19 protein-coding genes are annotated in these 16,230 nt (G+C 65.3%); 2 read left to right on the top strand and 17 right to left on the bottom strand.

What is annotated here, in order from left to right:
• From O1W71_RS15920 to O1W71_RS15845, 16 genes are all read right to left on the bottom strand, one after another.
• A partial coding sequence (locus tag O1W71_RS15920) for a hypothetical protein (RefSeq protein ID WP_269268794.1) occupies positions 1-555 on the bottom strand: 555 nt, incomplete at its 3' end.
• A 69-nt stretch (positions 556-624) separates the two neighbouring features.
• Complete coding sequence (locus O1W71_RS15915; protein WP_269268793.1) at positions 625-957, bottom strand: hypothetical protein; 333 nt, start codon at positions 955-957, stop codon at positions 625-627.
• A gap of 258 nt (positions 958-1,215) precedes the next feature.
• Complete coding sequence (locus tag O1W71_RS15910) at positions 1,216-1,605, bottom strand: hypothetical protein (RefSeq protein WP_269268792.1); 390 nt, start codon at positions 1,603-1,605, stop codon at positions 1,216-1,218.
• Positions 1,602-2,375, bottom strand: coding sequence for a ParA family protein (locus O1W71_RS15905; RefSeq protein ID WP_269268791.1), 774 nt, complete (start codon positions 2,373-2,375; stop codon positions 1,602-1,604). The genes O1W71_RS15910 and O1W71_RS15905 overlap by 4 nt, the downstream gene beginning before the upstream one ends.
• Positions 2,376-2,494: 119 nt before the next feature.
• Positions 2,495-2,929 carry a hypothetical protein gene (locus O1W71_RS15900; RefSeq protein WP_269268790.1) on the bottom strand — a complete coding sequence of 145 codons (435 nt, stop codon included), beginning with the start codon at positions 2,927-2,929 and terminating at the stop codon, positions 2,495-2,497.
• Between the two features lie 13 nt (positions 2,930-2,942).
• On the bottom strand, positions 2,943-3,152 hold the full coding sequence (locus tag O1W71_RS15895; RefSeq protein WP_269268789.1) for a type II toxin-antitoxin system HicA family toxin: 210 nt from the start codon (positions 3,150-3,152) through the stop codon (positions 2,943-2,945).
• Positions 3,153-3,193: 41 nt separating this feature from the next.
• Positions 3,194-3,829, bottom strand: coding sequence for a hypothetical protein (locus O1W71_RS15890; RefSeq protein ID WP_269268788.1), 636 nt, complete (start codon positions 3,827-3,829; stop codon positions 3,194-3,196).
• Entirely contained in the window at positions 3,826-4,089 is a 264-nt protein-coding gene (locus tag O1W71_RS15885; RefSeq protein ID WP_269268787.1) for a glutaredoxin domain-containing protein, read from the bottom strand. Before O1W71_RS15885 ends, O1W71_RS15890 begins: the two co-directional genes overlap by 4 nt.
• A 286-nt stretch (positions 4,090-4,375) precedes the next feature.
• Positions 4,376-6,325, bottom strand: coding sequence for a hypothetical protein (locus O1W71_RS15880; protein WP_269268786.1), 1,950 nt, complete (start codon positions 6,323-6,325; stop codon positions 4,376-4,378).
• Entirely contained in the window at positions 6,325-7,077 is a 753-nt protein-coding gene (locus O1W71_RS15875) for a hypothetical protein (protein WP_269268785.1), read from the bottom strand. Before O1W71_RS15875 ends, O1W71_RS15880 begins: the two co-directional genes overlap by 1 nt.
• Positions 7,078-7,284: 207 nt before the next feature.
• Positions 7,285-7,719: a hypothetical protein gene (locus O1W71_RS15870; RefSeq protein ID WP_269268784.1), complete on the bottom strand. Its 435-nt coding sequence runs from the start codon at positions 7,717-7,719 to the stop codon at positions 7,285-7,287.
• 841 nt (positions 7,720-8,560) lie between these two features.
• Positions 8,561-8,755, bottom strand: a complete 195-nt coding sequence (locus O1W71_RS15865) for a hypothetical protein (RefSeq protein WP_269268783.1) — start codon at positions 8,753-8,755, stop codon at positions 8,561-8,563.
• A gap of 518 nt (positions 8,756-9,273) precedes the next feature.
• Positions 9,274-9,615, bottom strand: a complete 342-nt coding sequence (locus O1W71_RS15860) for a hypothetical protein (RefSeq protein ID WP_269268782.1) — start codon at positions 9,613-9,615, stop codon at positions 9,274-9,276.
• Entirely contained in the window at positions 9,615-9,917 is a 303-nt protein-coding gene (locus O1W71_RS15855; RefSeq protein ID WP_269268781.1) for a hypothetical protein, read from the bottom strand. The genes O1W71_RS15860 and O1W71_RS15855 overlap by 1 nt, the downstream gene beginning before the upstream one ends.
• Positions 9,918-10,311: 394 nt before the next feature.
• Positions 10,312-10,755: a hypothetical protein gene (locus tag O1W71_RS15850; RefSeq protein ID WP_269268780.1), complete on the bottom strand. Its 444-nt coding sequence runs from the start codon at positions 10,753-10,755 to the stop codon at positions 10,312-10,314.
• A 693-nt stretch (positions 10,756-11,448) separates the two neighbouring features.
• Positions 11,449-12,453: an Abi family protein gene (locus tag O1W71_RS15845; protein WP_269268779.1), complete on the bottom strand. Its 1,005-nt coding sequence runs from the start codon at positions 12,451-12,453 to the stop codon at positions 11,449-11,451.
• Positions 12,454-12,953: 500 nt separating this feature from the next.
• Here O1W71_RS15845 and cmtR point away from each other — a divergent pair, with 500 nt between their 5' ends.
• Both cmtR and O1W71_RS15835 read left to right on the top strand, forming a co-directional pair.
• Positions 12,954-13,289 (top strand): Cd(II)/Pb(II)-sensing metalloregulatory transcriptional regulator CmtR, encoded by a 336-nt coding sequence (gene cmtR / locus O1W71_RS15840; RefSeq protein ID WP_269268778.1) that lies wholly within the window; start codon positions 12,954-12,956, stop codon positions 13,287-13,289.
• Between the two features lie 206 nt (positions 13,290-13,495).
• Positions 13,496-15,376, top strand: coding sequence for a heavy metal translocating P-type ATPase (locus O1W71_RS15835; protein ID WP_269268777.1), 1,881 nt, complete (start codon positions 13,496-13,498; stop codon positions 15,374-15,376).
• A 180-nt stretch (positions 15,377-15,556) separates the two neighbouring features.
• Here the strand turns inward: O1W71_RS15835 and O1W71_RS15830 are convergent, their stop codons facing one another.
• Positions 15,557-16,147, bottom strand: coding sequence for a vitamin K epoxide reductase family protein (locus O1W71_RS15830; RefSeq protein WP_114587693.1), 591 nt, complete (start codon positions 16,145-16,147; stop codon positions 15,557-15,559).
• Positions 16,148-16,230: the final 83 nt, after the last annotated feature.

Here is a 16,230-nt window from a genome sequence, read left to right as displayed (position 1 = left end):
CGCGCCGAGAGTTTGCGGGCTCCGGATGCCGATGCCAATCGAGTTGCGGTTGCACTCGTCGAAGAGATCGTTGTAGTCGGCGTATGCGCCGAGACGCGAGGGCAGCGGGTTCAAGCCGAAGCCCGAGTCGTACATCACCGACCAGTTCCACCCGTAGTTCTTCGCGAACGGTCGATCTTTGTAGTTGGCCGCAGCGACCGAGCAGTTAGGACGTTGGTTGACCTGGTAAGCCGACGCATCTGTGTACACGTTCACCTCGGCTTCCCATCCGTCCTCGCCGTTCATGACATCTGTGGAAGCTTGACCCGGGTACCAGTTCAAGTACTGATCGAACAGAACAGTGCTGCTGGTGGGTCTTGTGATCTGGACGTCGACCGAGGTGGGCTCCCAACGCGTGGCCGCCCGGGCGGCGCCCCTCGCCTGCTGGTCCACGCCTGCCATATCGATTCCTGCTCGCTCCCGACGAGATTCGAACAGCTGCTCGATGCGTGCCGGATCGGCAGCCGGGGCAACGTAACTCGAGGAACGAGCTGTAGAGCTGAGAGGCGGACTCACGGTGAGCCCCTTAGACATGTAGAGGCTTTTCGCTTGCTCCGTCGGCATCTCTACAACAACGTGAGATATCTATGGCTGCGTCCCATAGAGATCGTTGAACTCCGCGAGATACGTCTCCACGTCCACGCCAGAGCTCGGGGAGTACTCACCGACCACCACATCGTTCTCGAACCGGAACGCCGAAACGGGGTAGCCGAGAGCCTCCTCCATGCTCACAACATCCTGAAGACGCTGATGAGAAGTGAGGGGCACGTCGACCCGGGCAGTGGCGGGAGCAGAGACAGCGGTGGGCGGGCTCCCTGTAGCCTCGCCCCCCGGTTCGGCGGCATAGCTCGGGGCGGTCGCTACGAGAGCCAAAACCGCTGCGGTTGCTCCAGTTGCCATGAGTCGGGACTTCTTCATCGATCGCTCCGCATCTTCTTTCACGCTGGGGTGAGGTTGGGATCGGTGCACGGTCATACGAGATGACATGCAGCCGTCGAGACACATACTCCTTGTGCCCCATGCCGCACGCGTTACGTCGCAAGCCGCCCCACGCCATTCAAGGCGGCTCTCAACGCGAGACCTGTCGCTGTGTGGCCGCGCCACCGGGCTGATCAGGCCGCCCAATTTTTCCGATGGATCTCATCCATATGGATGATGGTCAGCTGGGCGCTGCGGCTATTGGCTCCAGAGCGCGAGGATCGCTTCTTCGATGAGGACGCGCTTTGACGCCTTGCTTCCGCGCCTTGCCTTCTCGCGCGCGACTGCGGCATCGAGCACGGCCGCGACGTCGGGGCTGATGCGCGTCGCGAGCTGCACGGTCACTTCCGAACCCCCAGCCACGGGGGCCGGCGCGGGCGATGCCGCGAACCGCGTGTTCGTCGTCGGAGCAGGCGACGGGGCTGCCGCGGGCGCCTCGGCGCCCTTGCCCTCGACAGGGCTTTTGGACACGGTTGCCGGCGCCGGCGTCGGTGCGGGGCTGGGTTTGTAATCGATCGGGTCAACCCCGGCGTCGGGAGCGGGACGTGGGCGGGAACGGGCGGGCCGGTCGGGCTGGTTCGCGGTCATCGGATCACCTTTCGCATCACTTCGCTGTATGCCTCTCGCACCGGCGTTCCCTTGCGGTACGCGCCGTACCACTCCCCCGCCATGCGGACCTCGGGAACGATCGCCAGGTGCGGGACGATCGGCTCGATAATCGGCGCGAGCTCGCGCACCTGGTCGATCGCGTCCTGTTCGGCGTAGGACAAGAAGCCCGTGCCGTCGCGGGTCATCGTGACTCCGGCTTCTTCGATCCCGGTTGCCGCTCCCAGGCGCGCCATGCTGCGCCTGAACGCCTCCACGGTGCGCTTCGCACCGGTCACCCCATCGATGCCCGAATCGGACGCCGTAGCGGCGTACAGCACCCGATCCGAGGCGTGCAGAGCAGACAGCGTCAGAGGACCGCCCTGACGGTTCGCGCAGTCGATCACCACAACGTCGGCGTCGAGGTCGACCAGCGACGCCTTGAGCCGCAGCTCGGCGTAGTCGTCGCGCTCGCTCTCGCGGTTGCTGAGGTCACGAGCGGAGGGGATCACGCGCAACAGCTCATGCCAACGGCTCGGCACGGCGAGATCCTGCGCCCAACCAGTGGGCTCTTCCTTGGCCCCGAGGATCGCGCCAACGTGCAGCCCCTCCCCCACCGGCTCAGTGCGCGTCCACTTCGTCGATGCCGCACGTGGGTCGAGGTCGATAAGCACCGTGCGATGCCCGGCTTCGGCCGAGGTCATCGCCACCGATACCGCCGCGGTCGTCTTACTGACTCCGCCCGCCTCGCTGTAGACCATCACGATTTGCATGCTTCCATCCTACCTTCTAGCTAACGTTCCAGCTAGCTTTCTTTCTGCCTATCTGACTAGCTAGCTTTCTAGAAAGACAGCTAGCTACCGCCCTGTCTCAGACGGTTCGTCTGAGACGCTTACGACGCGAGTTCGCTGGTCCGCACGGGCGCAGCCTTGCCGAGCTGGTCGATGCGTTGGCGGCTGATGCCGAGCGCTGCCGCCGCGGCCTCTGCGGGGTAGCCCTGAGCGCGGAGGGCTCGAACGGCGTCACGGCGGAGCATGGCTGCGCGGGTCTGCTGTTCGCGGGCGGCTTCTTCGGCGGCGGTGCTGTCTTTCCAGAGCTGGGCGACGTCTTCGGGGATCACGACGTCGACATCGACGGTTACCGCGTCGTCATCGAGCCACGCCGCTGCGAGTTCGTGAGCCGCCTTGTCGATGCCTCGGAAGGTCGTCGCGGTGCCGGTCGCGATGATCGTGCCGCCGGCGGGGGAGGGACTGGTGAGTTCGGGGATCTCGATCGTCCACCATCCGTCTTCGTCTCGGTACGCGCGAGCTGCAAGCTGTCGGGTCATCTGTCGGCTCCTTTCAGTTCCAGTTGGCCGGGGTGTCGTCGAATGCGTTCTGAATCTGTCGCACGATGCCCGCGGACACCTCGCCGCCGTGAGCGGCGATCACCAGCGTCATGGCGCCGTCTGACGATTTCCACGTCTCGTGACTGCCTTTGGTTCGCACGTGCTCCCAGCCCTTTGAGCGCAGGAACTTCGCTACGTCCCGGTGCTTCTGTCGCTTGGTCATAAGACTATGCTAGTCCCCCTAGCACTGCAATGCAAGGGGGACTAGCTATTTTCTTCGGATTCGAACGCGGTGCCGCAGATGCCGCAGATGATGGGGCCTGCCTCGATGACGCTGAGAGAGGCGCGGATCTTCCGCCCGCATCCGCAGACGACGGCGGCGCCGTTGTTGTTGCTCTTCCGTCCTCCGCCGGTGGCGATCGCTTCGGCGCGGCGGTGAGCGGTGATCGCGGTGTGCAGCGTCGCGATCGTCTCGGCGTACTCGGCTTCGGTGTGACGGGGGAGTGTCGTCACGCTCCACCCGATGCTCTGATCGTGCTCGATGGTGAGCCCGAGGCCTTCGGCAATGCTCTTGAATCGCTGGTTGTGGTAGCGGCCCTGACGGCTGGTGTCCTGGATGCCGCGGGACTGTGCGGCCGCGTGTGCGGCCTCGTGCAGCAGCGTCGCGAGGACGGACGCGGCGCCCCCGGCCAGGCCCTCACCGCCGACGAACAGCTCGTGCAGCTCGTCCTCTCCGCGCACCCATCGCGCTGCGGCGAAGTGTCCGAGCTTCATCCCCTTTGCCTCGCTCCCGCTGCCGATCGTGACGACGACCTCGGGAACCTCGGGGTGACGCTTGCGGATATCGGCCCACGCCTGCTCGATTGCGGCGACCAGGGGAGCGGCGACGGTGGCGCTCATGCGTTCACCGCCTCGGGGTCGATCTCTGCGATGAGGTCGGGACGGAACCCGGACCATGCCGAAGTGCCGGGGACTTTCACCACGGGGAGGCGGGTGAACCCGAGGGCTCGCAGCTCCTCGGCCGCGCCCTCGCGCAGCTCGTCGACGTCAACGATCCGGTAGTCGACGCCGTGACCGTCGAGGGCCCGATATGTGGCGTTGCACTGCACGCATCCCTCACGGCTGAACACCGTGACCCGGCCTGTGGTTGTTGCGCCCATGATCTTCTCTCCTCCCCTTCACGTTTTTTTGCCGTGAAGGCGACTTGTCGCCGCTAGGGAGGACGGCCTGAGCGCAAGCAGCGGAGGAGAGAATTTCGGCGCGAAATAAGGGAGCGCAGCGACCGCGTGCCGAAAATCTCGGGGGAGTCGCTTGCGCTCAGGCTGGCCGACCGTATGCTGCCGAAGGCTTCACGGCAGAAAAAGGTGCGCCCGGAGGGCGCTGGGCTGCGGCCGCATCGCGGCCGTCGTCTACGGGCGAAGCCCGCCCAGCGCCCCGGGCGCTGGCTCAGGTTTGCGAGCCGCCGGTTTCTGCCGGCGCATCTTCGGCTGGCACATCTTCGGCCGGGGCCGCGGGCTCCGGCTCACTCGCTGCCGGCGCCGCCTGAGCGCCGGCAGGGATCGTGGGGGAGGGGAGCGCCCGGAACGGTGCGATCGCGCCGCCCTGGACGATCCAGAACTGCCCTACGGCCGCGCGGCGTACGTCATCGGGTGGGATGACGTAGGTGTGTTGAGCTCGCGCCGATCGCAGCTCCTCACCGGTCGCCGCGCCCGACGATTCGAGCCGCATCGCCGTACCGGCGAAGGTCACAATGTCCTCGGGGTCTTTTGAGCGACCCACGATCAGCGCGGCACCGCTTGCGAGCGCGCGACGTCGCCGTGTCTCGTCCTGCGAGACGCCGGCGACGGACTGGGCGGCAAGCCACAGCCCGAGGCCTGCCGACCGGGCAGTTTCGAACATCGATGCGGCGATGTCGCCGGGGTCGCTGTCGTCAGTGACGAGCTGGGCGAACTCGTCGACGAAGACCACCGCGGGTGTCTTGTCTCTGCGGGCGAGCCTTGCGCTCATGTAACGGCGGAGGTCGACGAGCATCAGGTCGCCCACGGTGGCCTGGGCTCGGTCGGAGGGGGCGAGGGGAACGATGGTGAGATCCGCGGTGCGGTTCTCGAAGCTCCACCCCGACGCCGCCAGGTGCGGCTCCAGCGGGCCGAGGGCCAGCAGCAGCCGGTCCCGCACCCGGAACACGCGGGGCGTGCCCTGCTTGTCGACGGGTGCGGTGAGCATCGCGAACTGAACCCCGTCGCGCACGTCCTCGGGCGTGATGCTGCTGAGCCGGGTGAACAGGTCGCGCATGCCCGTGAGCGGGCGGAGGCTCTGAATCGCGTTAAGCACCGATTCCACCTCGTCGTTGTAGAACTGGCCATCGCCCGAGGACTGAGGAAGGGTGCGCATCAGCTTCGTGGTGATCTCGGCCGCGGTCCCGGTGAACAGATTCCACGGTTCACCGACGAGCACGGAGTGCCCACGAGACGCCGCGACGGCGGCGAGCTTCTCGGCATCGTCCGGGTCGCCCTTCGCATCGATGAAGAACACCGGCCACCCCACCTCGAGCACGGCCAGGATCGCATCGTGCAGCAGCACGGACTTACCCGAACCGCTCTCCGCGAACAGCAGCACCCGCTGAGCGCCGGCACTCTCAGGCAGCACCACGTAGCGACCGGCGGGGTCGGTCCAGTCGGGAACGCGGCGGGTGTCCTGCATCCGGTCACCGAAGGTGCGGATGGTGGGGCGTTCGATCATCCCGATGCCCTGCAAGGTCACCTTCTCCCGGCCACCGCCGTTGCGCGGTCGCGTCGACGGCACGGGATGCGGGGCGACGATCGTGGTCCCACCGGGCAGCGCCGTCAGCGCTCCCGTGTGTGAGTCCAGCCTCAGACCGAGCTTGCGGGCGGTGACGATATCGGCCGCCCGCTTGCGGGCGCTCTCGATGTGCTCCTGGGTGAGCACATCGGGGATCTTGCGTGCACGCACCAGCTCCGCGAGCTGGCGACGGCGCCAGGCCCACGCGACCGGCAGCAGCAGCGCGCCCAGCAGCAGGTTCACCAGCAGGATCGGCCACCACTGCCCGAGCAGGGCAGCCGGCCATCCCTCGGTCTGCACGAAGGCGCGAGCGTCGCCGCTGACGATCCAGCCCGTCAGGGCGATTCCTTCCCACGTCAAAGCGGCTGCGACGATCACGATCGCCGCAGCGTTCACCCACGGGTGCCAGCGGTGAGTGACCCAGAACCAATGACGCTTAGCTACCCGGTTACCCGTTACCGCAACAGCGAGGAGAGGCACGGCGAGGGGAAGGAAGACCAACACCAGAACGGCCCCCAGGCCGATCTTGATAATGGCGAACAGCGCCTCGGTCAGCGCGTCTGTGGACTGCGGTTGTTGGGCATTCTGCTGGCTCATCAGTCGCGACCTCCCCATACCGGCAGGGTCGGCGCCGGCAGTGCCGGCGGCGCCTCTGCGGCTTCGTCCTCGATGCCCCGACCGAGGGGCGGGGCGGTGTTCGACGATGCCCAGAGGGCATCGAGATCTTCCATGATGTGGCCCCGCTCGTCGAGCGCGGCCACGGTTACCAGGCGGTCGCGGACCGCCGGGTGAACCCACTTGTCCGCCTCCCGGGAGACGGCCCGCATCGCTGCTGACGTGCCGACGTACACGACCCGCTCGACACCCTCAGTGAGCCACCGCGTATGACCGAGAAGGATGCTCTGGTACCGCGCCAGCGTCTTCGCTGTCAGCTCCACTTCGACCCGTTCGACGCGCTCCCCGCGGCGGGCAATTCCGTCCGCCGCGTGTTCCCTCGTCGATGCTGGTTGGCGGTCCCGGCTCCACGCATAGCCGGCAGCCATGAAGCGTGCCGAGATCGCGGCCACCGCGACCTCGTGACGGGTCGTCGCACGGAACAGGTTCGGTGCAGCTCGACCCGACATCGCGTGAGAGAGCCAGACGACCGAACCATCGCGAAAGATCGGCCGAGCCTTCTCGATCACGCCGGCCTCGACGCCGCGCGCGATCCACTGCTGAGCCCGCCGCGCAGTCACCGGCTCGCTCCGTCCATCAGCAGCAGCCAGAGCCCACCGCAGCGCTTCCGCATCTGCCAGCCGCACCTCTCGCAGCCACTCGAACAGCCGCTCATCCCGAGCCGTTATCTGCACCGCACACCCACCTTCACCACCACACAATCCCTTCCATCTTTGGAACTGCCCTTGTCCTGCCGTCCCCGCCAGAACTTGCCAACCACCGTCCCGAACAGAGTATCTGCTGAGGGCCGGTGGTTGGCAAGCGCAAAGCGCGGCGGGGACGGCAGGACAAGGGCAAACGAACCAATTCGGTTCGTTTGCCTATTCGCGCTGAGTGAATACTCAGACGAATAGGCGTGTGGTTCTCGTTCGCTTCGGGAACTGCTGACGCATCGCCGCGATCACGGCGTCGATCGCGGCCGCCTCAGCAGCGATCTGCTGGCGGCGCGCCTGCTCCGCGGCAGCTCGTTCCTGAGCGGCCGCGATCCGCTGCTGACGCTCCCGAGCGACCTGCTCAAACGGGGCCAGCTCGTCCGAGGAGATAGCTCTATTCACGAGCCAGGCAAAGTACCCCAGCGGGTTCCGCTGGGCGCCTCTCGGAGCCACTTGCAGCCCCGCCGAGCGGCTGTGCCGCTCGATTTGATCGACGATCTGCTGCGCGGTCCAGCCTCGCTCGATCAGCTCCAACCGATCGACGAGACGGCACAGCCGGCCGATGTGCTGCTGCTCTCCGAGCCACGGCATCCGCTGCACGAGACGAGCCGCGAGCTGCTGCACTGCCAAGCTCCGAGGCGCCGCCTCGGTCGTCCTTCTCGTCATTGCTGGGCGCCGCGGAGCGGTGCCTTTCCTAGCGCGCATTATGCGCGTTGGTGATGATTCAGGAAGGTGACTTACCTGCTCTCCTGACGGAGAGACAGGTAGGTGGACATTCTCCACAGATTCGGGTTTCACCGGCCTCGACGCCGAGCGCGAAGACGGGGGAGTGGAGGGCATCACCAGCGCCCGCGTCGACGCGGCGCGCACTTGGTCGCCACCATGAGCGCGCCGGGCCTGCTCACGCTCCTCGTTCGTCAGATACCGGCCTCCCACAACCGTCACCGCGAGCCCCATCGCCTCCAGCAGCAGCCGCGCCCTCTGCACCGTCTTGGCGCTCATACCCAGCCGCTCTGCGACCGTCTCGTGAGCCGTCGCGACGTCCCGGCCCGTCGACCGATCAGCCGACATGCGATCGTCGTACGCCACCCGCAGCAGCGTGCCCGCAGCCACCCGAGCGGCACGCCGCAGCGCCTCCCCCTCGGGCGTGGCCAGAGCGTCCATCACGGCGTCAAACCACGCGTTACCCGATACCCAAGCCCGCAGCGGCCCGTATGCCCCTGTGGGCGCCGGCAGCGCCCACGACGAGCGGGGCGAGTGCGACTCGCCAACGTCAGGTGCGTCAGTACTTGCAAAAGGGGCAGCAACGGCTACCATGTGAACCATCCGTTCGGTACTCCCGTCCGGGTACGCCAAGGGCCTGCCACATGTGGCAGGTGTTTGGGATATCGATCCGCTAGGTCGCCAAACTCATCGGATCGGACTTGACTCTTTCGCCCCTCGCATCTGCGGGGGGCGAAGTCGTTTATGCGACGTCGCTGATAGGCAGCTCCCCGTCGTGTGGTTCGGGCTGAGGTAGCCAGTTCGGCACGCCACGGTCGCTCAGATCTTCCTCAAGATGAGCGACGACCGCCTCGAAGAATCCCGCGGAGGACATGCCCGCCTGCGCTGCGATCTGATCGAAGCGGCGCTTGCGCTCTTCCTCCACGATCAGTGACAACCGGGCCGACGCTACGCGCGTGCCTCGGGGTATCTGCCGTCTGGTCATACCGGCGACGATAGCGGTGTCAACACCACGTGTCAGCCAACACGCCGAACGAAGTGCTGTTAACACCACTACTGACACGTACATGTCAACTGCTCGAGCTGCCGGCGCTGACGGCGCCGGGGGAGCACGTCGGCTCGGAATGCATCAAGGGTGCTGCGCAGATTCCTGCGGAATCCCGGCGATGCCAGCCCTTGACCCGCTCCGAGCCGACGTGCGGGCGGCAAGTATCAGCCGATAGCGAGGCATCGGCTGGACGGCCGAGGGCCGCAGAGAGGATCACGAGCGATGAGCATTCACGTCACGGTGTACGGGGCCGAGGGCTGCACGAAGCGCGAGCAACGGTATCGCGAACCTTCTGTGAGACCCTGAGCGCCCCTCAGGCGCATGAGTAGCCTCCCGTGGTAGTCGGAACACCACGAAGCGGCCTGTCAGCAGCCTTCTACGGCCGTTACGGCGCTTCGGCGTATCTGTCAGCGACCAAGGTTGGCGATCGCGCGCTGGTAAGCGTCGAGATTCACCCGTCGCCCGACAGCGACCGCTTCAATGGCGACCGCGTTGATCTCGTCAGGCGTATACCTGTACACCAGACGGTAGCGCGGCTTCCCAGAGCCGTCTGGGTCGAAGTAGAGCTTGTAGCAGTCCTCAAGATCACCAGTACCCACTCGGGAGTCGAGCTTCACCCCGAAAACCTTGCCGTCTCTGACGAGGACGAGCATGTCGAGCGCCATCTTCTTCGTGGCTTGATCAGGGAGCGCGTCGATGTCCTGCTGGAAGCCCGGGAGGATGGCTGTCAGCTTGAGGGGTGCCGCCATCAGCGGTAGTCGTCAGGGTCGAGCCCCAAGCCCGCTGCAATGTCGGACAGAGATCCGGACTCGCCGGCGGCAGCGCGTTCGCGCACCAGATGAGCGATCTCAAGGTCTTCGATCACCGGCAGCAGTTCGGCGTACAGCTCGAACGGGATGACCACACCCTCCGCGCGACGGTGGCCTCCGAACACGACCGGCTGAGCGAGTGCGCCTTCAGAGCGGAAGCGTCGCAGCGCATCGGGCAGTACCGAGCGTGCCTCAGAGGTAGGCAGCACAGGCAGAACCGGCAGAGCAGATGCGAGAGACATGGCTCCAGTGTACGCCTGATTCGGACTGAAAGTTGTACGAGTTTCAGGACAAGAACATGAGCCGATAATCAACGTTATGTCAGCCGTTGGCCATACGAGACTCCACACACCGAGCTAATACATCGCCACCGAGGCTGCGAGGGCGCGAACCTCAGCGCCCTTGGCGCGGTGATCGCGCCCACGAAGAGGTGAAGCGTCCGCCTCAGAAGCCTCACAGACCGCCGGGTGGCCCAGAATCGTCCACTCCACATAGACACCTGTAGCATGATGCCAAAAGGGGCCGGTCGCCCGGCCCCTTTCCCTCTCACAGGCCCCGTCAGCAGGCTTACCTGGCTGCTTCCCGGGGTGGCATCCTCTCACCAGCGACCTACGATGTCGCGGGAGTGAGAGGAAGTTACGTGGTCACCGACTCATCCTCGGTGGCCACGTTTGCTTTATCGGCTGCCGCCTTCGCGCGGCCCCGAGGACTCGACACCTTGTTGCCAGGCTTGCTGATGTCAACAACCAGCAGGCCGTCCTCGACTTCCGGGGTCCATCGGTACGCCTGCGACGTATCAAGGCCGATGAACTGAGTGAACAGAGTCCCGGCGACGAGCCACGGTCCCTTCTCGGAGTGACTGCCCTGCGCTCGAAGCGGGTACGCGTTCTGGTTCGTCAACTTTGCGGGCCGCAAGGCGATTGCTCTACGGTCGGGATCCCACAGAAGTTCCACCCCTTCCGGAGCACCCAGCGCGTCGTACGCGGCCTTGTTGACGGAGATCAAACCGCGCTTTTGGATCGTGACTGACGGCACAGTTGAGACAGGGGCGCTGCCCTTCTCGTAAACCTGAAAGCCCATTGACTCCCCTTCCGCTGCTGTCACTCCGAACACTACCGCATCGATGGAGAAGTTTGCCAACAACTTTCACCGGCGTGTCGACAGGTTGAGTTGGCGGCTCGGGTCAAGGACAGATGCCGCCCGTCAGCACGCTTTGAGGATCGGAGGAATCGTTTGGAAGCGGTTGCGGGACCTGGTGGTTGACCTCGGAAGTCAATGGCATGCATGAGTTGATCGGCGACAGCCTGAAGGCCGTTGTGACGCGCATGTCGCTCCGACATAACAGATGCTGTCGCAACTTCTCAAACACGCCAGAAGCAAACCAGCGGACGGTGGGCGATGCGACCAACCTCTGGTCACGTACTCAAGGCTCTAGATGGATGCTTCGATCTCTACCGCGGTGCGCATGGTACATACACTCAAGGATCTACAGGTTGGTGCAACCGCGCGATCCGAAAACTCTAGCGAGAGTCTCGAGCCAGCCCTTGAAGCAGCTGACCGCAGAGTCTGGGCCGAACCCGGAGGCCGTACGTCAACGCGCGACGAGCAGGCCTCGCGCGTGAAGCGCAAAGCGTGCGGGAGCCCCGGTCGAGGATGACTCCGGACCTCCCAGCCGCGGGCTACGGGAAGAGCAGCTTGAGGCTGTTCAGGGTGAACGAGCCAGAGCTCAAGGCCGCATGGTCTCATGGCGAGGCTCCCGCGACAGGATTTTGTTCAATCGCCGGGGGAAGCTTGCGACCACAACTCGTGTCGATCCCAGCCCTCGCCGAACCCCATGCTGTCTATCCCGAGGAACGGAACGCTGGGGAACCCACCGACGATGTTGCGCAGACGATTAACCCACTCTGAGTACCCCGAGATGCTACGGAGCAGGTAGGCCATGACCGCGAGAGCGTTATATAGGCCAAAGTCCTGCTTGGGGGCATGGTCGTCCCGGAGGTGCACGAGGAGCGGGATCGACGCGCCCCTGGGGCGCGTCGGCGCGTCGACCAGCTTACGGTTGAACAAGCGAGCCTGGTGGGCAGCGACGTTCCGCACATAGTTCGTACTGGCGATCCAGCTCGTCAGGATCTTCTTGCTGGGGACGGCATAGTGCATGGCGATCTCGGTAGCGACATCGTTCTGAAGGCCCTTGTACAGATTGGCAAGGTGCCCGAGCTCGAGGATCTCCGTCAGCGCCCAGATCGGCATCTGGTCGTCGTACTTCGTTCGGAAGTGCTCAACGAAAGCCTCTTTTGAGCTAGCGCGGCGTTCATCGATGCGCTCTAGCCACTTCGAATGCTTGCTCGTGGTCTCGCCAGTCATGTCATCGACGTACGGCTCCACGAATGCAGGAGTGAAGGTGCGCGGTTCGAGGTGAGCAAACGCGGATCGTCGGCCAAGGATGTAACCCACCTGAGTGCGTAGAGATACCTCGATGCGCTCAACCGCCTCAAGGACATGCAGGCGGAGCTTTCGGTCAAAGGCGATGAGTTCAGCAGCATGTTCGAGACGCGTTCCCGGACGGTAGCTGTTCAGCACTCGGATACTCGAGCGTCCGTCGTCTTCGGCGATGGGCTCAGACTGGCGTGCCGGGTAGAGGTACCCGGTGAGCCTGTAGTAACCGACTTCCTCGAGAAGGTGTGCGGCCTCCGCTGTGTCGTCGACCGTAAGCCCTCTCCCCCGTAACTGAGCAATCTGCTGCTCGATCGACAGCCACGGCTTCGCGTACGCGACCACATCTCTCCTAAAAGAAAATCAGCCCGAGCCGTGAGGCGAGCGGGCTGATCGTGATGGTTCTAGGGTAGCAGATTCGTGAGGTCAGCAGGTTCGTGACCTTCGCTGGCAGTCGACCGGTCGCAGTCGGTGACCATGACTGGGCTGTGCGACGGTGCTGCAGGTGATCGAGGCACGCCAACCGCTGGGGGCGGTCGATGACCCGGCTCGATCGGCCGTGGTCGACGAGGACACGCTCGCAGCCGGCGGCCGGAGTTCCGCCGCCTGGGCGTCCGGGTTCTGCTCCCGCTTCGAGACTCGGGCGTAGCCGACTTCATGTGCCATGCCGAAAACGGTACTGCCGAGGTTCCGGCGCGATTCGGTTTCGGCAGGGGGTTTCGGCGGATCGATCCTCGGCGTGTCGCGCGCCTGCTCGTCGACGTCGACGAGCCCGCCGGAAACGATCGTTTTCGGCAGCCTGGTAGATCTATGTTACTGGTCAGCGTTCGCTGTATATTCATCTGGTGCTGACTGTTGCTTCTCGTCTCGATGTGATGAACCGTCTGGGTCGCGCGATGGCGGATCCTTCTCGCTCGCGGATCCTTTTGGCGCTCTTGGACGCGCCCGGCTACCCAGCGGAACTCTCGCGTGACCTCGATCTGACGCGTTCAAATGTCTCCAACCATCTGACGTGTCTGCGGGGGTGCGGTTTGGTTGTTGCGACGCCGGAAGGGCGTCGTACGCGATACGAGATCGCAGACCCGCATCTCACCGTGGGCCTGCGGCACATGCTGGAAGCGGTCGTCGCGGTCGATAAGGGCGTTCCGTGCACCGATGAGAAGTGTGAGTGCTGCGCATGAGTGAAGAGTGCTGTGGCCCGGACGAGCCCCGCAAGACCCGCACCATTCAGCGCATCGAGCTGACACGTCCCCGTGCTGCGGGAGGCGCGTGCTGTGCTCCCGAGCCGGTACACAACACCGTCCCGACCCAGGCTCACGAGGAAGGCGACGCGTGCTGCGGTCCGGCCCTGCCTTCGAAGGGCAGCAGGGGTGACGATGAGCACGAGGTGCGTCCGCCGTGGTGGCGCGATGTCGCCCTGCTCCCCTCCGTACTCTCCGGACTATTCCTGATTGCTGGCTACGCGCTCGAGTGGGCGGGTATCGAGCTCCTCGCCCTCGTGCTGCAATGGGCTGCTCTGCTGGCCGGAGCCTATACGTTCGTCCCCGGTGCGTTCCGCCGGCTGATCCGGGGACGGCTTGGTGTCGGGCTGCTGATGACCATCGCCGCGATCGGTGCGGTACTCCTCGGCCACGTTGGTGAGGCTGCGACTTTGGCGTTCCTGTTCTCGCTGGCGGAAGCTCTCGAGGACCGGGCGATGGATCAGGCGAAAGAGGGTTTGCGTGCGCTGCTGTCCCTGATTCCCGAGACCGTGCGTGTCTCGCGTCTCGCTGGCGACACGACGATCCCGGCCGCGGACGTCCGTGAACTCGACATCCTCGTCGTCGGGGCGGGTGAGCGTGTCGCGACCGATGGTGTTGTCGTCGAAGGCCGATCGAGCCTGGACACCTCCGCGATCACGGGAGAGTCCATCCCCGTCGACGTGTGCCCCGGCACTGCGGTCGCGGCCGGCTCGGTGAATGGTGCATCAACGCTGCGGATCGAGGCGACCGCGGATGGGCGCGACAACTCGCTCACCCAGATCGTGTCCCTCGTCGAGCAAGCCCACGCCCGCAAGGGCGACCGCGCACGGCTCGCCGACCGGATCGCCCGCCCCCTGGTCCCCGTAGTGCTGATCGCCGCGGCCCTCGTTGCCGTGTTCGGGTTCATCGTGGGAGATCCGGCGACCTGGATCGAGCGTGCACTCGTCGTCCTGGTCGCCGCATCTCCCTGCGCTCTCGCGATCGCCGTGCCGGTCACGGTGATCAGCGCTATCGGCTCCGCGTCCAAGTTCGGCGTCGTGATCAAGTCCGGGGAGGCGTTTGAGCAGCTCGGCACCATCCGTGCGGTCGCGCTAGACAAGACCGGAACCCTCACCCGCAACGAGCCGGCCGTCGTCGACGTGCGCCCCGCAGCCGGCATTTCACGGGCCGAGCTGCTGACCTGGGCGGGAGCAGTCGAAGCGACAAGCAGCCACCCGCTTGCCGCCGCGATCACCGCGGCCGCACCCGGTGCAGCTGCGGCCGCGGACGTGGTCGAAGACGCCGGCCACGGAATCACCGGCCGCGTCGACGGCACCCTGGTCCGCGTCGGGAACGCGCGGTGGCTCGCCCCCGGTGCACTCAGCTCGGCCGCTGATGAGATGGGCGAAGACGGCATGACAGTGGTCGTCGTTGAAGCGGGCGGCAAGATTGCCGGACTCATCGGCATCCGTGACGAACTGCGCCCGGAATCCGCAGAGACCGTGCGACTGCTGCAGGATGCCGGTATCGGGATCACGATGCTCACCGGGGACAACGAACGCACCGCTCGCGCGATCGCCGCACAGGCGGGCATCGCCGACGTCCGCGCAGAGCAGCTCCCCGCAGACAAGGCCGCCGTCATCGAACAACTCGCAACCGCGCGCCCGACGGCCATGGTCGGTGACGGCATCAACGACGCCCCAGCCCTTGCCACCGCCACTGTCGGGATCGCCATGGGACTGAAAGGGTCGGCTGCTGCGATCGAGTCCGCCGACGTCGCCTTCACCGGGAACGATCTCCGCTTGATCCCCGGCGCCCTCGCCCACGCCCGTCGCGGCCGCCGAATCATGACCGCGAACATCGTGCTCGCCCTCGCGATCATCGTCGTCCTCTTCCCACTCGCGCTCTTCGGTGCGCTCGGGCTGGCCGGCGTGGTCCTCGTGCACGAGATCGCAGAGGTGTTTGTGATTCTCAACGGCGTGCGTGCCGCGCAACGCCCTGCCGCTCTGCGCGCCCGCGCCGCAACGCCCGAACCCGCCCGCGTCTGACCCCCCTCGGCGACAACCACGTCACCGATCTGGAGCCTCCATGAGGACGAACACGACAATGAGCACGAGCACCACAACCATTGAGCCGTGAAGACACCTGCGCCGCGGTCCCGGCCCAGCAAGGTTGTTCCGAGGACATGTGCCGGCTGTCGACAAAGCCGAGTGGACCAAAGCCCCGGCTCAAAGAAGAGTAGCTAGAACGTCCAGACGGACCTGCGCGACGGCAGCGATAGTCATATACGCCACGATGGTGATCAGTGTTAACCATGGCCAGAGTCGCTGTCCGAGCCGTGCCGTTCGAGCACCGAAGATGCCGGTCCGGGCGTTCCTACCCGTGGTGAAAACAAATAGCGGAATGGTGATGACCCAAACGACCATGCACCACGGGCAGAGAGTGCCAAGCACATAGATGCTCTGGCCGATCAGCCAGAGCACGAATGCGAAGGCGCCTGCGACACCGATATTGAACACGGCCCAGTACCAGCGGGCGAGGTTGGGTGCCGCCCAGAGGGTTACACCAGCACAAAGCACGAGTGAGAATCCGATCAACCCCAGGAAGGGATTGGGGAAGCCAAGAACAGCACCTTGCGCGCTATCTAGGTTTGCAGAACACTGCACCAGAACGGACAGGTCGCAGCCCACGCTCGCGTTCGGGTTCTGCAGCTTCTCGAGCTTCTCTATGGAGAGCGCGAGTGAAGCGGTAAGGCCGATGACGCCGACGCTCGCCAGAAATCCAGCGAACAACGGCTCGCGTACAGGTTGTGTGGTCATTCGAAGCTCCGCGTGAACGAGCGCCGCTGAAACGCGGCTGTACTGCTACCTCTGATCATCGCGTTGAGGTAGTTGAGGTCGGG

Origin of the sequence: Microbacterium sp. H37-C3 (assembly GCF_027157935.1) — a bacterium.
Lineage (GTDB): Bacteria > Actinomycetota > Actinomycetes > Actinomycetales > Microbacteriaceae > Microbacterium > Microbacterium plantarum.
Note: the sequence above shows the minus strand (reverse complement) of the source record. Positions and strands in the feature narration are given on the sequence as shown.